Origin of the sequence: Arsenicicoccus bolidensis DSM 15745, from assembly GCF_000426385.1 — a bacterium.
GTDB classification, from domain to species: domain Bacteria; phylum Actinomycetota; class Actinomycetes; order Actinomycetales; family Dermatophilaceae; genus Arsenicicoccus; species Arsenicicoccus bolidensis.
Genome location: NZ_AUFG01000001.1, coordinates 208103 through 222495 on the forward strand (window position 1 = coordinate 208103; position 14393 = coordinate 222495).

Here is a 14393-nt window from a genome sequence, read left to right on the forward strand (position 1 = left end):
CAGGTCGAGGTGATCGGTACCCGTCGGATGCTACTTGCGGGTAATCCCGATGTCAGCACCAGCGCGCCGGGACGTGACGGGACCCACGTGCCGAGCCCCACGTGACGGGACCCACGCGCCGAACCCCGTCCTCCGGCCTAGGCCCGCGGGGGATAGGGGTTGTCCGACGCGGCCTCGGCCAGCAGCGGGGAGACGAGGGCCGCCTGCCACGGTCGGGCTCCGAGGTCGAGGAGGATCTCGCTGAAGCCGTGGGCCGACTCGTCCTCCGGGGGCGCCCAGATGACGCGCCGCAGCGTGTCGGGGGTGAGGAGGTTCTCCGCAGGGATGCTCACGCTGGCGCTCAGCCCGGTGACGAGCTCCTTGACGGCGCCGAGCCGGGCCGCGGCGACCGGGTCCTTGTCGGCCCAGGCACGTTGCGGGGGTGGTCCCTCGCTGGGGAGGTGGTATGCCGGCAGCTCGTCCTCCGGCAGGAGCATCGCGCGGTCCACGGCGGCGAGCCACACCTGCGGGTTGCGCTGCACGGCGCGGGGGGTGCGGCGGGGGCCGTCCGCGCCGGACGGCAGGGCCAGCTCGACGATCGCGGCGTCGCCGAGCACACGTCCGGGGCTGCAGTCCCGGTCCTGGGCCAGGCGGTCCCGGGTCTCCCACAGCTCGCGCACGACCGCCAGGCCGCGCCGCGTGCGGACCTTGTGCAGGCCGGAGGTCTTGCGCCACGGGTCGACCTTGGGCGCCGGTCCGCGGAAGTGGGTGAGGGCCTCGAACTCCTCGGCGGCCCAGCCAGACTTGCCCTGGGAGCGCAGGTCCTCGTCGACGGCGTCGCGCAGGTCCACGAGCACCTCGACGTCGAGCGCGGCATAGACGAGCCACGGCTCGGGCAGGGGCCGGGTGGACCAGTCCTGGGCGCTGTGCTCCTTGGCGAGGGTGATGCCGAGGTAGTGCTCCATCGCGGCGGCCAGTCCCACGCGGGGCCGGCCGGCGAGCCGGGAGCCGAGCTCGGTGTCGAACAACCGGGTGGGGTGCAGCCCCAGGTCCGCGAGGCACGGCAGGTCCTGGGTGGCGGCGTGCAGCACCCACTCAACGTCGGCGATCACGTCCTGCAGCTCGGACAGGTCGGGGCACATGACGGGGTCGATCAGCCAGGTGCCGGACCCGGCCCGGCGCAGCTGCACGAGGTAGGCCTTCTGCCCGTAGCGGAAGCCGGAGGCGCGCTCGGCGTCGATGGCGATCGGGCCGTGCCCGTCGGCGACGGAGGCGACCAGCTCCCGCAACCGGCGCTCGTCCTCGACCACGGGCCGCAGCGGCTCGGCGGGCGCCGAGACCAGGCGGGGCTCGGGGGTCTCCGCAGGAGCGTCCGCGGTGGGGTCGTCGGTCGAGGTCAGGTCCGTCACGCCCTCCAACCTAACGCCCCGCGAGAGGTGTCCCGCGGCGACGTCCCGGCGGTCAGGTGATGAGGCCGCGGCGGAGCGCGGTGTAGGTCATCGCGGCCCGGTCGCCGGTGCCGAGCTTGCGGGCGATGCGCGCCAGGTGGCTCTTGACCGTCAGGGCCGAGAGGCCGAGGGAGGCCCCGACCTCCTTGTTGGTCTTGCCCTGCGACACCAGCTGCAGGACCTCGACCTCGCGGGCGGAGAACTGCTCGTTGCCGGCTCCCCGGGTCCCCGGACCGGCCGGCGGTTGTCCGCCGGTGCGGATGTAGGCCCGGACACCGGTCTTGAGCGCACCCCGGACGTAGATCGGGTCCTCGGAGTCCGACAGCACGATCGTGCGACGCCACCCCCGGGCGCGCAGCTCGTGCAGGAGCGGGATGCCGGAGCCGTCCGGCAGGGTCAGGTCGGCGATGCAGAACTCGCCGGCCGGCACCTCGCGCGCCACGATGCGGGCGCGCTCGATGGTCTGCGCCTCGATGATGTGCCCCTCGGTGATGCGGCCGAGCGCGCGGCGCACCATGGCCCCCGTGTGCGGCCCCGCCGAGATGACCATGGCGCTGATGGGCTGCGGGCGTGCCATCCGGGCGTTCTTGGTGATGACGCTCACGGTGCCCCCTCCGTCTCTCCTGCACGACAGTGCTGATGTTGAAGACTGTAGAACAGGACTAGTGCCGAACGGGTGAGATTGGCCGAACTGTCGTGACTGCCCGTGGTCACCGACGCGAGGTGAGCAGGGCGACGCCCTCCGGCAGCGGGGGCAGTCCCCCCAACGTGCACAGCAGCTGGGTCCAGGCCTCGAAGTGTGCCGCCAGGTCGTCGTCGACCGGCGTCCACGAGGCGCGGACCTCCATCTCGACCGTCGTCGCCTCGCCCTCGAGCTCACCGAACCGCTCGCTCACCACGTGGGTGACGGTGCCGGCCAGGGCGATCGCGCTCGCCCCGGCGTCCGCGATGGCGTCCTCGAGCCAGGTCCAGCCCACCGCCCCGAGGGCGGGGTCGCCGGCGAGCTCGGTCTCCAGCGCGGCCTTGGCGAAGGTCACGACCCGCCACTGCCCCTCCCACTGCTCGGGGGAGGACGGGTCGTACAGCACGACGAACCGGCCGGAGGCGACGTCCTCGTCGGTGCGCCGGTCGGGCACGACGTCGGCGGCCAGGGCCACGGAGAAGGGTGCCAGCCGCCCGGGCGCAGGCACCTCCTCGACGAGCACCTCGGGCCGACGCCGGGCGTCGCGCAGCCGGGCGAGCACCGCGTCGAACCGGCGCGCGCTGTCGTCCGTGAGGGGTCGATCGGCCACCTCACGAGGCTATGCGGACGACCACGCGAGGCCCGGGCGGCGCGCCGACCGCCCGGTCGGTCGTGCGAGGATCGTGCGCGTGGACACCCCTGCAGCCAGCCCGGCTCCCTCGACCCCGGCCGACAGCCTCCTCGTGCGCGCCGCCCGCCGTCAGCCCGTGCCCCACCCCCCGGTGTGGTTCATGCGCCAGGCCGGTCGCTCCCTCCCGGAGTACCGCGCGGTGCGTGAGGGCACCACGATGTTCGAGGCCTGCCGCAACCCCGAGCTCACCACCGAGATCACCCTGCAGCCCGTGCGCCGTCACCACGTCGACGCCGCGATCTTCTTCAGCGACATCGTGGTGCCGCTGGCCGCCGTGGGGGTCGACGTCGACCTCGTGGCCGGCGTCGGACCGGTCATGGCCGAGCCGTTCCGCACCCGGGCCGACCTGGACCGGGTCCCGGAGCTGAGCCCGGACATGGTCCCGTACGTCACCGAGGCGGTCCGCCAGACCGTCGCCGCGCTCGGTGGGACGCCCCTCATCGGGTTCGCCGGAGCGCCGTTCACCCTGGCGTCATACCTGGTCGAGGGTGGGCCGTCCAAGAACCACGAGCGCACCAAGGCCCTCATGCACGGGGACCCGCAGCTGTGGCACGACCTGTGCGCCCGGCTCGCCCAGATCTCCGGCACCTTCCTGCGGGTGCAGGCCGAGGCCGGGGCCTCCGCCGTCCAGCTGTTCGACTCCTGGGTCGGGGCCCTTCCCCGCCGCACCTACGAGGCGCAGGTGCAGGAGCACTCCGCCGCCGTCCTGCGCACGGTGGCCGAGGCGACCGACGTGCCGCGCATCCACTTCGGGGTCGGTACGGGGGAGCTGCTCCCGGCGATGGGAGCGGCCGGGGCCGACGTCGTGGGCGTCGACTACCGCGTGTACCTCCTCGACGCCGTCGAGCGCCTCGGACCGGGGTATGCCGTCCAGGGCAACCTCGACCCGGCGCTGCTCTTCGCGCCCTGGGACGCCCTGGAGCGCGAGGTCCGACGCATCGTGGACGAGGGCCGCGAGGCTCCGGGCCACATCTTCAACCTCGGTCACGGGGTCCTGCCCAGCACGGATCCGACGGTGATCACCCGCGTCGTCGAGCTCGTCCACGAGCTGGGCCGGTAGCATGGGTGCTCGCGCCCGGTCCCGCCGGACGTCGCTCACGACCCGTCCCGCCCGACGGCCCACCACCGGGCCGTCCCGACAGATGGTTGCCGCATGACCGTAGTCAAGATCGTCCTCGAGGTGCTGCTCGTCCTGGGCGGGCTCTTCCTGACCCTGCTGATCCTGCTCCACAAGGGCAAGGGCGGCGGCATGTCCGACATGTTCGGCGGCGGGGTGTCCAACACCCTGGGCGGGTCCAGCGTGGCCGAGCGCAACCTCGACCGCTTCACCATCGCCGTCGCGATCGTCTGGTTCGCGTGCGTCGTCGCGCTCGGGCTGATCCAGCGGTTCAGCGGCTGACGGCAGCCGCTCACCGGAGCCGGCGGCTCCCTGCGGAGCCGCCCTCCCACGCACTTGCGGGCACCTGGGCCCGCCCCGGTCCTGCAGCCAGTCGGGACCGGTAGCTCGAGGAGAAACCCATGTCGGGTGGTAACGCCATCAGGGGCAGCCGCATCGGAGCAGGCCCCATGGGCGAGGTGGAGCGCGGCGAGTCCGCGCCGCGGCTCGTCATCAGCTACTACTGCGCCCGCGGTCACGAGACCCGCCCGGCCTTCTCGCAGGAGGCCGGCGACGACGTCCCGGCCGAGTGGGACTGCCAGCGGTGCGGGCTGCCCGCCGGGCTCGACCCGGACGACCCACCCAACCCGCCGCGCACCGAACCCTACAAGACCCACCTGGCGTACGTGAAGGAACGACGCAGCGACGCCGACGGCCAGGCGCTGCTCGACGAGGCGCTCGCCGGTCTGCGGCGCCGCGGCCTGATCACGTAGCAGCGCGGCCGGATCACGTAGCAGAGGTCCCGCCCCGGTCGCCGACCACCATCGTCGGGCGGCCCGGGGCGGGTCGGCCGGTCAGGCAAGCTCGAACAGGGCAGGTCGATCAGGGCAGGTCGATCAGGGCAGGTCGGCGGCAGCGGCCTCGTCGACCAGCCAGAGCGTCCGGCGCCGACCGGTGACGCCGGCGGCGGGCGCCTCGTTCACGTCGGCCCCTCCGGTCGCAGCCGCGACGGCCTGGGCCTTGTCGCCGCCCGCGACCAGCAGCCACACCTCGTCGGCCGAGCACAGCACCGGCAGCGTCAGCGACAGCCGGGCCGGCGGAGGCTTGGGCGAGTCCTCCTCGGGCACCACGGTGCGGTCGGTGAGGCCGAGCGTGTCCTTGCCGGGGAAGAGGCTGGCGACGTGCGCGTCGGGGCCGACGCCGAGCATCACCACGTCGAAGGTCGGTGCGCCCTCGCCCCCGCGGTCCGACGTCCCCGCCACCCGCGCGAGCTCGGCGGCGTAGCGCTCGGCCGCCGCACCGATGTCGTCGCCCTCGGGATCGTCGATCGCGGGCATCTCGTGGACGTGCTCGGGGTCCAGCCCCAACGCGTCCATGCGGCCGAGCCCCGCCTCGCGCGCCTGGGTGGCGTTGCGGTCTGCGGACTCGCGGTCGACATACCGCTCGTCGCCCCACCACAGGTGCACGAGCTCCCACGAGACTGCAGGGGCGGCGGGGGAGTCGACGAGCGCCTCGATCAAGGCGTTGCCCATCGAGCCGCCGGTGAGGACGACGTGCGCCTCGCCGTGCTGGGCCTGCGCGTCCGTGATCGCCGTGACGAGGCGGGCGGCGATGGCGGCGGCGAGGGTCGCCTTGTCGGGGTGAACGATCACCTGCGAGGTCATGAGGATGCCTTCTTGCCGGTGGACTTCTTCGTGGACGACTTCGTGGTGGTGGACCTGGAGCCGGACGACTTCGTCGCGGCCGGCTTCTTGGTCGCGGATGCCTCCGCGGCCGGCGCGCTGCCCTGGCCGACCGTCGGCCCGTCGGAGACGCGGCTGCCGATGCGCTTCTGCCCCTCGGCACGGTGCCCGACCTCGGAGTCCGTCGCCTTGTCGGTCGCCACCACCTGGTCGCGCTCGGTGTCGACGGTCACCATGTCGCTGGACGTCTGCCGCGACCTCTCGCCGGCACGGCGGGCCATCAGGCGCGCCTCGTCCGGCGACGGCGCCTTGCCGGCCCGCACGAGGGCGCTCGCCAGCGAGGACCGGTCGGTCACGCGCCGCAGCCCCTCGACCAGGGCGAGCTCGTAGACCTCGTCGGGGTCGAGCCGGCGCAGCTCGTCGGTCAGGCAGTCCGCGTCGGACCGGCGCGTGAGCCCCACCCGGCGGACGGGCTGATCGGGGTGCGAGAGGGTGGCGATGGTGGTGCCCTCGGGCCGGACCAGGTCCAGGGGGCCGGAGGGTCGGTCGAGGCGGACGCTGATCAGGCCCGAGCCCTGGGGGCTGCGGCCTCGCGTCACCGGCACGTCCAGGGCCTCGGCGAGCCAGCCCGCGAGCAGGTCGGTGGCGGAGGAGTCGATGCCGCCGACCACGACCGCGCCTGTGACCGGCTCGTAGGGCTGCTGGTCGAGCGCCGCCGCGAGCAGGGCCCGCCACAAGGTGATGCGGGACCAGGCGAGGTCGGTGTCGCCCGGGGCGTAGTTCTTGGCCCGGCGCTTGAGCTCGGCGTGCGGGTTCTTGGCGACGGCCGAGTCGTTGATGCGACGCTGGCACATCGCGCCGACGGGGTCGCTCGCCAGGTCGGTGGGCGCATCGCAGGGCCACCACCCGACGACGGGGGAGTCCGGCAGCAGCAGCGGCAGCACGAGCGCCTCGCCGTGGCCGTTGACCTCGCCGTACAGACGCATCACGACGACCTCGGAGGCCCCGGCGTCCCCGCCGATACGGATCTGCCCGTCGACGCGGCTGGAGCCCCGGCGGTTGCCGTGGACCAGCGCGACCACGCGGCACGGATGCATGTGCGAGGCCTCGATGGCCGACTCGATGGCCTCCTCGGCCCGGTCCTCGTCCACGACGATGATGAGCGTGAGCACCCGGCCGAGGGCCATGGCTCCGCTGTCGTTGCGGATCTGGACGAGCTTCTTGGTGAGGGCGGAGGTCGAGGTGTTGGGCAGGTCGATGATCACGGCATCCTCCACTCGCGGCCGTCACGGGCCATCATCTCGTCGGCACTGGCGGGTCCCCACGTGCCGCTCGGGTAGGGCTCGGGCCGGCCGTTCGCCGCCCAGTACTCCTCGACCGGGTCGAGGATGCCCCAGGACAGCTCGACCTCCTCGTTGCGCGGGAACATCGACGGCGCTCCGAGCAGGACGTCGAGGATGAGCCGCTCATAGGCCTCGGGGGACTTCTCGGTGAACGAGTTGCCGTAGGTGAAGTCCATGGTCACGTCGCGGACCTCCATCTGCGCGCCCGGCACCTTGGAGCCGAAGCGGAGCGTGATGCCCTCGTCCGGCTGGACCCGGATGACGATGGCGTTCTGCCCCAGCTCCTCGGTCTCCGTGTCGTTGAACGGCAGGTGGGGGGCCCGCTTGAAGACCACGGCGATCTCGGTGACCCGCTTGCCGAGCCGCTTGCCGGTCCGCAGGTAGAAGGGGACGCCGGCCCAGCGGCGGGTGTCGACCTCGACCTTCATGGCGGCGTAGGTCTCGGTCGTCGAGCCGGGCTTCATGCCCTCCTCGTCGAGGAAGCCGACGACCTTCTCGCTGCCCTGCCAGCCCTCGGCGTACTGACCCCGGGCGGTCGAGGCGCCGAGGTCGTCGGGCAGCCGCACCGAGGCGAGCACCTTCTCCTTCTCGGCCCGCAGGTGCTGGGCGGTGAAGGCGGTCGGCTCCTCCATCGCCGTCAGCGCGAGCAGCTGGAGCAGGTGGTTCTGGATGACGTCGCGGGCCGCGCCGATGCCGTCGTAGTAGCTGGCCCGACCGGCCACGCCGATGTCCTCGGCCATGGTGATCTGCACGTGGTCGATGTGGTGGGAGTTCCAGACCGGCTCGAACAGCTCGTTGGCGAAGCGCAGGGCCAGGAGGTTCTGGACCGTCTCCTTGCCGAGGTAGTGGTCGATGCGGAAGACCGAGTCCGGGGCGAAGACGCTCTCGACGATGTCGTTGAGCTCGCGCGCCGACTCGAGGTCGTGGCCGAAGGGCTTCTCGATGACGACACGGCGCCACTGGCCCTGCTCGGCCTCGGCCAGGCCGCTGCGCTCGAGCTGCTGGCACACCTGCCCGAAGAAGCCCGGCGGGATCGACAGGTAGAACGCGGTGTTGCCACCGGTGCCGCGATCGCGCTCCAGCTGCTGCACCGTCTCGGCGAGCAGGTCGAAGGCCTCCTCGTCGTCGAACGTGCCGGGCACGAAGCGGATGCCCTCGGCGAGGGCCTTCCACGTCGACTCGCGGAACGGCGTGCGCGCGTGCTCCTTGACGGCGTCGTGGACGATCTGGCCGAAGTCCTGGTCCGCCCAGTCGCGCCGGGCGAAGCCCACGAGCGAGAAGCCCGGCGGCAGCAGGCCCCGGTTGGCGAGGTCGTAGATCGCCGGCATGACCTTCTTGCGGGACAGGTCGCCGGTCACGCCGAACAGCACCAGGGCGCACGGGCCCGCGATGTTGGGGAGGCGCTTGTCCCGGACGTCCCGTAGGGGGTTGTGGTCGGCGGTGACTGCGGTGGGGCTCACGTGTGGTCTCCCGTCAGCGGTGGGTGCTCCCGCGGCCGCTCAGCGGCCGGGCGGGTGCGGTGCAACGTTATCGGAGTCGCACCGCGAGAGGGTCGTATGCCGCCGCGGCCCGCCGCACGAGTCGCGAGGGTCCCCGCCGTGGTGGCGGGGACCCTCGCACGTCGCTGTGGTGGGGCCGGTCGGCAGCGGTGAGGCTGCTCGAGGTTCAGTGCTTGTCGAGCTCGCCCTGCACGGTCTCGAGGAGCTCGGTCCAGGACTTCTCGAACTTGTCGACGCCCTCGCGCTCGAGCTGCTCGACGACCTCGACGTACGAGATGCCCTGTCGCTCGAGGGCGTCCATGACGGCGTCCGACTCGTCGTAGGTGCCGGTGATGGTGTCGCCGGTGATCTCGCCGTGGTCGGCCGCGGCATCGAGGGTCTTCTCCGGCATGGTGTTGACCGTCTGGGGGGCGACCAGCTCGTCGACATACATCGTGTCCTTGTAGGCCGGGTCCTTGACGCCGGTCGAGGCCCACAGGGGACGCTGCACGTGCGCGCCGTCGTCGGCGAGGTTGGCCCAGCGCGGCGTGCCGAACTGCTCCTGCCAGGCCTGGTAGGCCAGGCGCGCGTTGGCCAGGCCGGCCTTGCCCTTGAGCGCGGCGGCCTCGTCGGTGCCGACCTCGTCGAGGCGCTTGTCGACCTCGGAGTCCACGCGGGACACGAAGAAGGACGCGACCGAGTGGATCTGCGACAGGTCCCGACCCGCCTCGCGAGCCTGCTCCACCCCGGTCATGAAGGCGTTCATGACGGCGCGGTAGCGGTCCAGGCTGAAGATGAGCGTCACGTTGACCGAGATGCCCTCCGCCAGGACCCGGCTGATCGCCGGCAGACCCTCGACCGTGGCCGGGATCTTGATCATGACGTTGGGCCGGTCGACCGCGGCATACAGCTCCTGGGCCACCTGCACGGTCCGCTCGGTGTCGTGCGCCAGCCGCGGGTCGACCTCGATGGACACGCGGCCGTCCACGCCGTCGGTGCGGTCGTAGACGGGACGCATGATGTCGCAGGCGTCCCGGACGTCGGTGGTGGTCAGGGCGAACACCGACCGCTCCACGTCCGCGCCCTCGGCGATGAGCTCCTTGACCTGGGGCGTGTACTTCTCGCCCTTGGCCAGGGCCGACGCGAAGATCGAGGGGTTGGTGGTGACCCCCACGACGCCCTTGGTGTCGACGACCTCCTGCAGGTTGCCGGTGGAGATGCGCTCTCGGGACAGGTCGTCCAGCCAGATGGAGACGCCTGCGGCCGCGAGGGCCTCGAGGTTCTTGCTCGTCATACGATCACTTGCCTTCCTGGCGCTCGGCCGGGGCGGAGGACTCGAAGCCCGGGTCCTTGGAGGCGTAGCCGGGCGCCGTGTCGCCGGGGGTGGGGTCGCCGGACTCAGCGATCGAGGCCTTGGCGGCGTCGACGACGGCCTCCGGCGTGAAGCCGAACTCCGTGAACAGCGTCTTGGCGTCGGCCGACGCACCGAAGTGGTCGATGCCGATGACGCGGCCGGCGTCGCCGACGTAGTCGCGCCAGCCCATGGTGGAGCCGGCCTCGATGCTGACGCGGGCCTTGACGGCCTTGGGGAGCACCTGCTCGCGGTAGGACTCGTCCTGCTGGGCGAACCACTCCTGGCAGGGCATGGACACGACGCGGGTCGCGACGCCCTGGGCCTCGAGCTGCTCGGCGCCGGCGATGGCGACCGACACCTCGGAGCCCGTGGCCATGACGATCACGTCGGGGGTCGGCTTGCTGCCCTCGACGAGCACGTAGGCCCCCTTGGCGACCTGCTCGACCGAGGTCGAGGACGGGTCCAGGATCGGGAGCGCCTGGCGGGACAGGGCGATGCCGGTCGGGTTGCCGTGGCGGGTCAGGATGGTCTGCCACACGTGGGCGGTCTCGTTGGCGTCGGCCGGGCGGACGACGTCCAGGCCCGGGATCGCGCGCAGCGAGGCGAGCTGCTCGATCGGCTGGTGGGTGGGGCCGTCCTCGCCCAGGCCGATCGAGTCGTGCGTCCACACGAAGATCGAGTCCGCCTCCTGGATCGCCGCCAGGCGCACGGCGGGACGCATGTAGTCGGAGAAGACGAGGAAGGTGCCGCCGTAGGGCCGGGTGAGGCCCTCGAGCGCGATGCCGTTGACGATCATGCCCATGGCGTTCTCGCGGACGCCGAAGTGGAGCGTGCGGCCGTAGGGGCCGCCCTGCCACTCGGAGGTCTGCCGGTCCTCGGGCACGAAGGAGGGCTGACCACCCATCGTCGTGTTGTTGGACTCGGCGAGGTCGGCGGAGCCACCCCACAGCTCGGGCAGCACGTCGGCGAGGGCGCCGAGGACCTTGCCGGACGCCGCGCGCGTCGCCAGGCCCTTGTCGTCGGGCTCGAAGGTCGGGAACGCCTCGGCGTAGCCCTCGGGGACCTCGTGGGCCCGGACGCGGTCGAGCAGGGCGGCAGCCTCGGCGTGGGACGAGCGCCACGCCTCGTAGCGCTGGTCCCAGCCCTTGCGCAGCTCGGCGCCGCGGTCGCGGACCTTGCGCACGTGGGCGAGGACCTCGTCGGAGACGTCGAAGGTCTGGTCCGGGTCGAAGCCGAGGAGCGACTTCATGGCCTTGATCTCGTCGTCGCCGAGAGCCGAGCCGTGGGACTTGCCGGTGCCCTGCTTGGTGGGGGCGGGCCAGGCGATCACGGTGCGCAGCACGATGAAGGTCGGCTTGTCGAGGACCTTGCGGCCCTCCTCGATCGCGGCGTGGAGCGCGTCCACGTCCTCGACGTAGTCCTCGTCGCGGACCCCGTGCTTGGTGCGCCACTCGACCACGCGCACGTCCCAGCCGTAGGCCTCGTAGCGCGCCGCCACGTCCTCGGAGAAGGACACGTCCGTGTCGTCCTCGATGGAGATCTGGTTCTGGTCGTAGATCAGGGTGAGGTTGCCGAGGCGCTGCGTGGCCGCCAGGGAGCTGGCCTCGCTCGCCACGCCCTCCATCATGCAGCCGTCACCGGCGATGCAGTAGACGTCGTGGTCGAAGATGCTCTCGCCGGGGGCGGCCTCAGGGTCGAAGAGCCCGCGCTGGCGGCGCTGCGCCATGGCCATGCCGACGGCGGTCGCGACGCCCGACCCGAGCGGACCGGTCGTCAGGTCCACGCCGGCGGTGTGGTGCACCTCGGGGTGGCCCGGGGTCTTGGAGCCCCAGGTGCGCAGGGCCTCGATGTCGCCGAGCTCGAGGAGGCCGGCGTAGTACAGCTGGATGTACTGCGTCAGGCTCGAGTGCCCGGCCGAGAGGACGAAGCGGTCGCGGCCCAGCCAGTGCGGGTCAGCGGGGTCGTGGCGCATGACCTTCTGGTAGAGGAGGTAGGCGGCGGGAGCGAGGCTGATCGCGGTCCCGGGGTGACCGTTGCCGGTCTTCTGCACGGCGTCCGCCGCCAGGGTGCGCACGGTGTCGACGGCGCGGACGTCCACGTCGCTCCAGCCGACCTGCTCGGCGACGGGGTCGGACACCTGGCGGCCGTTGGCGTGGGGGGTGATGCTCACGTGGTCACACTTCCTTCGTGGTCGGAGTCACATCGAGCCTATCCATTCCTACCCACCGCGCGTGACGTTGATCCGGCGTGGGCGAGGTCATAGCGGCCGGTGCCGCGCGGCGCGTCGCGCGCCTTCGCTCCCGCTCCCCGGAAGGGATAGGATCGGGAGGCCTATCCGCGACCCCCTGCTGTCGGCGCGAGCGCTCGCCCGGCCCCGACGGCACACGGTCTGGTTCGCGCCCGACGACCGAAGGACACCGTGACAGCTTCGCAGCCGCGCACCGCGCCGCGTGACCGGACCGGTGCCTCGTCGTCGCGCTTCTCCTACACCGTCAAGAACTACATGGCGCTGACGAAGCCCCGCATCATCGAGCTGCTCCTCGTGACGACCTTCCCGGTGATGTTCCTCGCGCAGCGCGGGTTCCCGGACTTCTGGCTGGTCGTCAACACCCTGGTCGGTGGTTCGCTGTCCGCGGGTGCGGCCAACACGCTCAACTGCTACCTGGACCGTGACATCGACCGGCTCATGGCGCGGACGCAGAACCGCCCGCTGGTGACCGGCGAGATCTCCCCGTCGAACGCGATGCGCTTCGGGATCGTCCTCACCGTGGTGTCGACGCTGTGGCTGGGCTTCCTGGTCAACTGGCTGTCGGCGGTCCTGTCGGTCAGCGCGATCCTGCTCTACGTCATCTTCTACACGCTCGTCCTCAAGCGCCGGACCTCGCAGAACATCGTGTGGGGCGGCGTCGCGGGCTGCATGCCCGTCCTCATCGGGTGGGCGGCGGTCACCGAGTCGATCTCGTGGACGCCGATCGTGCTGTTCCTGTGGATCTTCTTCTGGACGCCGCCGCACTACTGGCCGCTGTCGATGCGGTTCAAGGACCAGTACGCCGCCGCCGGCATCCCGATGCTGCCCGTTCTCAAGCAGGACACCTCGGTCGCGCGCCAGATCGTGGCGTACGCCTGGGCGACGGCGCTCATCTCCCTGGTGCTGGTCCCGGTGGCCGGCATGGGCTGGATCTACCTCGTCACGGCGATCCTGTCCGGCGGTCTGTTCCTGCTCGAGTCCTACAAGCTGCTGGGCCGCGCCAAGGACCCCGCCAACGCCACGATGGCCTCGCTCAAGCCCATGCGGCTGTTCCACTACTCGATCACCTACGTGACGCTGCTGTTCATGGCCGTGGCGATCGACCCCCTCGTGCACCTCCCCCTCCCGACCTCCCTCGGCTAGCACAGACCTACCTCAGGTAGTCACATCCGCCCGCCTTCGCACGGCAGGCCGATGTGCCCGAGGCCGGCTGATGTGACCAACCCCGGCTGACGTGACCAACCCGGGCTGACGTGACGTGGGCGGGCTGACGTGACCAACCCGGGCTGATCGTGCTGATCGTGGTGCCGGGCCGCCAGCTCGTATGCCGAGCGCCCGCCGCCAGGACCAAACGTTCACCCCGCTCACCCCGCTCACCCCACAACAACGTGAGGGTTTCGTCCGACATTCTTGGACGAAACCCTCACGATCGTGGGGAGCGGTCAGCGGCGACGCGCGGTGAGGACGCCCTGGGTCAGCAGGACCGTGAAGACGGCGGACAGCAGCAGGTGCACCGCGACGACGGCGATCGGGCGGCCCGTGAAGTACTGCACGTAGCCGACCAGGCCCTGCAGCAGCGACAGCGCGAGCGTCCAGTCCCAGGCCCGGCGGAACGGCGCGGGCACGTCCACGAGACGCGACGCGACGACCAGCGCCACCGTCAGCCCGAGGAAGAGCATGACCGCGTCCGCGTGCAGCCAGCTGGTGGCGTGCGGGTCGAAGCCGAAGCGGACGTTCTCGTACTTGTCACCGCTGTGCGGGCCCGAGCCGGTGACGGCGGTGCCGAGCACGCACACGACGCCGCCCACGGCGGCCGCTGCCCAGGCGAGGCGCTGCACGACGGTCGGCACGACACGCTCCGGCGCCGAGTCGCCCTCGCGGTAGCGGTAGAGCAGGTAGGTCGCGTTGGCGACGAGGAACAACGAGATCAGGAAGTGGGGGGACACGGTGCGGGGGTCGAGCCTGGCCAGCACGATGATGCCGCCGACCACGGCCTGGACGAGCACGAAGAACAAGGGGATCGCGCAGGCGTAGACGAAGCGCCGACGGGACCTCCAGAACCGCCGGACGGCGAGGACCAGCACCCAGAGCGCGACGACGACGAGCACGGGTGACATCAGCCGGTTGCCGAACTCGATGAACTTGTGGAACCCCTCGGTCTGGTCGCCCGTCGGGACCAGCGACCCGGGGGTGCACTCGGGCCAGGTGGGGCACCCCAGGCCCGATCCCGTCAGCCGGACCAGACCTCCGGTCAGGATGATCGCGATGTTGCCGACGAGATTGGCGATCAGCGCGATCCACATCCAGTCGCGCGCCCCGCGGGGTGGTGCCACGACGTCCGTGGGGGAGTGGGTCGGTGCGCCGGGGGTGGTCGAGGTGCTCACCCGCCCAG

13 protein-coding genes are annotated in these 14393 nt (G+C 71.8%); 4 read left to right on the plus strand and 9 right to left on the minus strand.

Annotation, left to right across the window (positions count from 1 at the left end):
- Positions 1-137 precede the first annotated feature (137 nt).
- From K313_RS0100930 to K313_RS24070, 3 genes are all read right to left on the minus strand, one after another.
- Positions 138-1388 (minus strand): HRDC domain-containing protein, encoded by a 1251-nt coding sequence (locus tag K313_RS0100930; RefSeq protein ID WP_029210042.1) that lies wholly within the window; start codon positions 1386-1388, stop codon positions 138-140.
- A 52-nt stretch (positions 1389-1440) separates the two neighbouring features.
- On the minus strand, positions 1441-2031 hold the full coding sequence (locus K313_RS0100935) for a response regulator transcription factor (RefSeq protein WP_019284784.1): 591 nt from the start codon (positions 2029-2031) through the stop codon (positions 1441-1443).
- 106 nt (positions 2032-2137) lie between these two features.
- On the minus strand, positions 2138-2719 hold the full coding sequence (locus K313_RS24070) for a DUF3000 domain-containing protein (RefSeq protein WP_020424448.1): 582 nt from the start codon (positions 2717-2719) through the stop codon (positions 2138-2140).
- Between the two features lie 79 nt (positions 2720-2798).
- On the opposite strand from K313_RS24070, the gene hemE reads away from it, so the two are divergent.
- The 3 genes from hemE (at position 2799) to K313_RS0100955 (ending at position 4669) form a co-directional block, all read left to right on the plus strand.
- Positions 2799-3860, plus strand: coding sequence for a uroporphyrinogen decarboxylase (gene hemE / locus K313_RS0100945; RefSeq protein WP_029210043.1), 1062 nt, complete (start codon positions 2799-2801; stop codon positions 3858-3860).
- 93 nt (positions 3861-3953) lie between these two features.
- Positions 3954-4199 carry a preprotein translocase subunit SecG gene (gene secG / locus K313_RS0100950; protein ID WP_019284786.1) on the plus strand — a complete coding sequence of 82 codons (246 nt, stop codon included), beginning with the start codon at positions 3954-3956 and terminating at the stop codon, positions 4197-4199.
- Between the two features lie 119 nt (positions 4200-4318).
- A complete protein-coding gene (locus K313_RS0100955; protein ID WP_019284787.1) occupies positions 4319-4669 on the plus strand; it encodes an RNA polymerase-binding protein RbpA in 351 nt (116 codons plus the stop codon).
- Positions 4670-4792: 123 nt separating this feature from the next.
- On the opposite strand, the gene pgl is transcribed toward K313_RS0100955, so the two are convergent.
- From pgl to tkt, 5 genes are all read right to left on the minus strand, one after another.
- Positions 4793-5560, minus strand: a complete 768-nt coding sequence (gene pgl, locus K313_RS19530) for a 6-phosphogluconolactonase (RefSeq protein ID WP_034250896.1) — start codon at positions 5558-5560, stop codon at positions 4793-4795.
- A complete protein-coding gene (locus K313_RS0100965) occupies positions 5557-6843 on the minus strand; it encodes a glucose-6-phosphate dehydrogenase assembly protein OpcA (protein WP_029210044.1) in 1287 nt (428 codons plus the stop codon). The genes pgl and K313_RS0100965 overlap by 4 nt, the downstream gene beginning before the upstream one ends.
- Positions 6840-8381 carry a glucose-6-phosphate dehydrogenase gene (zwf, locus tag K313_RS0100970; RefSeq protein WP_029210045.1) on the minus strand — a complete coding sequence of 514 codons (1542 nt, stop codon included), beginning with the start codon at positions 8379-8381 and terminating at the stop codon, positions 6840-6842. The genes K313_RS0100965 and zwf overlap by 4 nt, the downstream gene beginning before the upstream one ends.
- Positions 8382-8586: 205 nt before the next feature.
- On the minus strand, positions 8587-9693 hold the full coding sequence (gene tal / locus K313_RS0100975; RefSeq protein WP_019284791.1) for a transaldolase: 1107 nt from the start codon (positions 9691-9693) through the stop codon (positions 8587-8589).
- A 4-nt stretch (positions 9694-9697) separates the two neighbouring features.
- Positions 9698-11923, minus strand: a complete 2226-nt coding sequence (gene tkt, locus K313_RS0100980; protein WP_019284792.1) for a transketolase — start codon at positions 11921-11923, stop codon at positions 9698-9700.
- A 249-nt stretch (positions 11924-12172) separates the two neighbouring features.
- Between tkt and K313_RS0100985 the strand changes: the two genes are divergently transcribed.
- A complete protein-coding gene (locus tag K313_RS0100985) occupies positions 12173-13144 on the plus strand; it encodes a heme o synthase (protein WP_019284793.1) in 972 nt (323 codons plus the stop codon).
- A gap of 299 nt (positions 13145-13443) precedes the next feature.
- On the opposite strand, the gene K313_RS0100990 is transcribed toward K313_RS0100985, so the two are convergent.
- Positions 13444-14385 (minus strand): COX15/CtaA family protein, encoded by a 942-nt coding sequence (locus tag K313_RS0100990; RefSeq protein ID WP_029210046.1) that lies wholly within the window; start codon positions 14383-14385, stop codon positions 13444-13446.
- Between the last annotated feature and the right edge of the window lie 8 nt (positions 14386-14393).

Excerpts from the sequence above, each read along its gene's own strand:
- K313_RS0100955 (WP_019284787.1), top strand. The coding sequence starts at position 4,319 with ATGTCGGGTGGTAACGCCATCAGGGGCAGCCGCATCGGAGCAGGCCCC.
- secG (WP_019284786.1), top strand. The coding sequence starts at position 3,954 with ATGACCGTAGTCAAGATCGTCCTCGAGGTGCTGCTCGTCCTGGGCGGG.
- tal (WP_019284791.1), bottom strand. The coding sequence starts at position 9,693 with ATGACGAGCAAGAACCTCGAGGCCCTCGCGGCCGCAGGCGTCTCCATC.
- pgl (WP_034250896.1), bottom strand. The coding sequence starts at position 5,560 with ATGACCTCGCAGGTGATCGTTCACCCCGACAAGGCGACCCTCGCCGCC.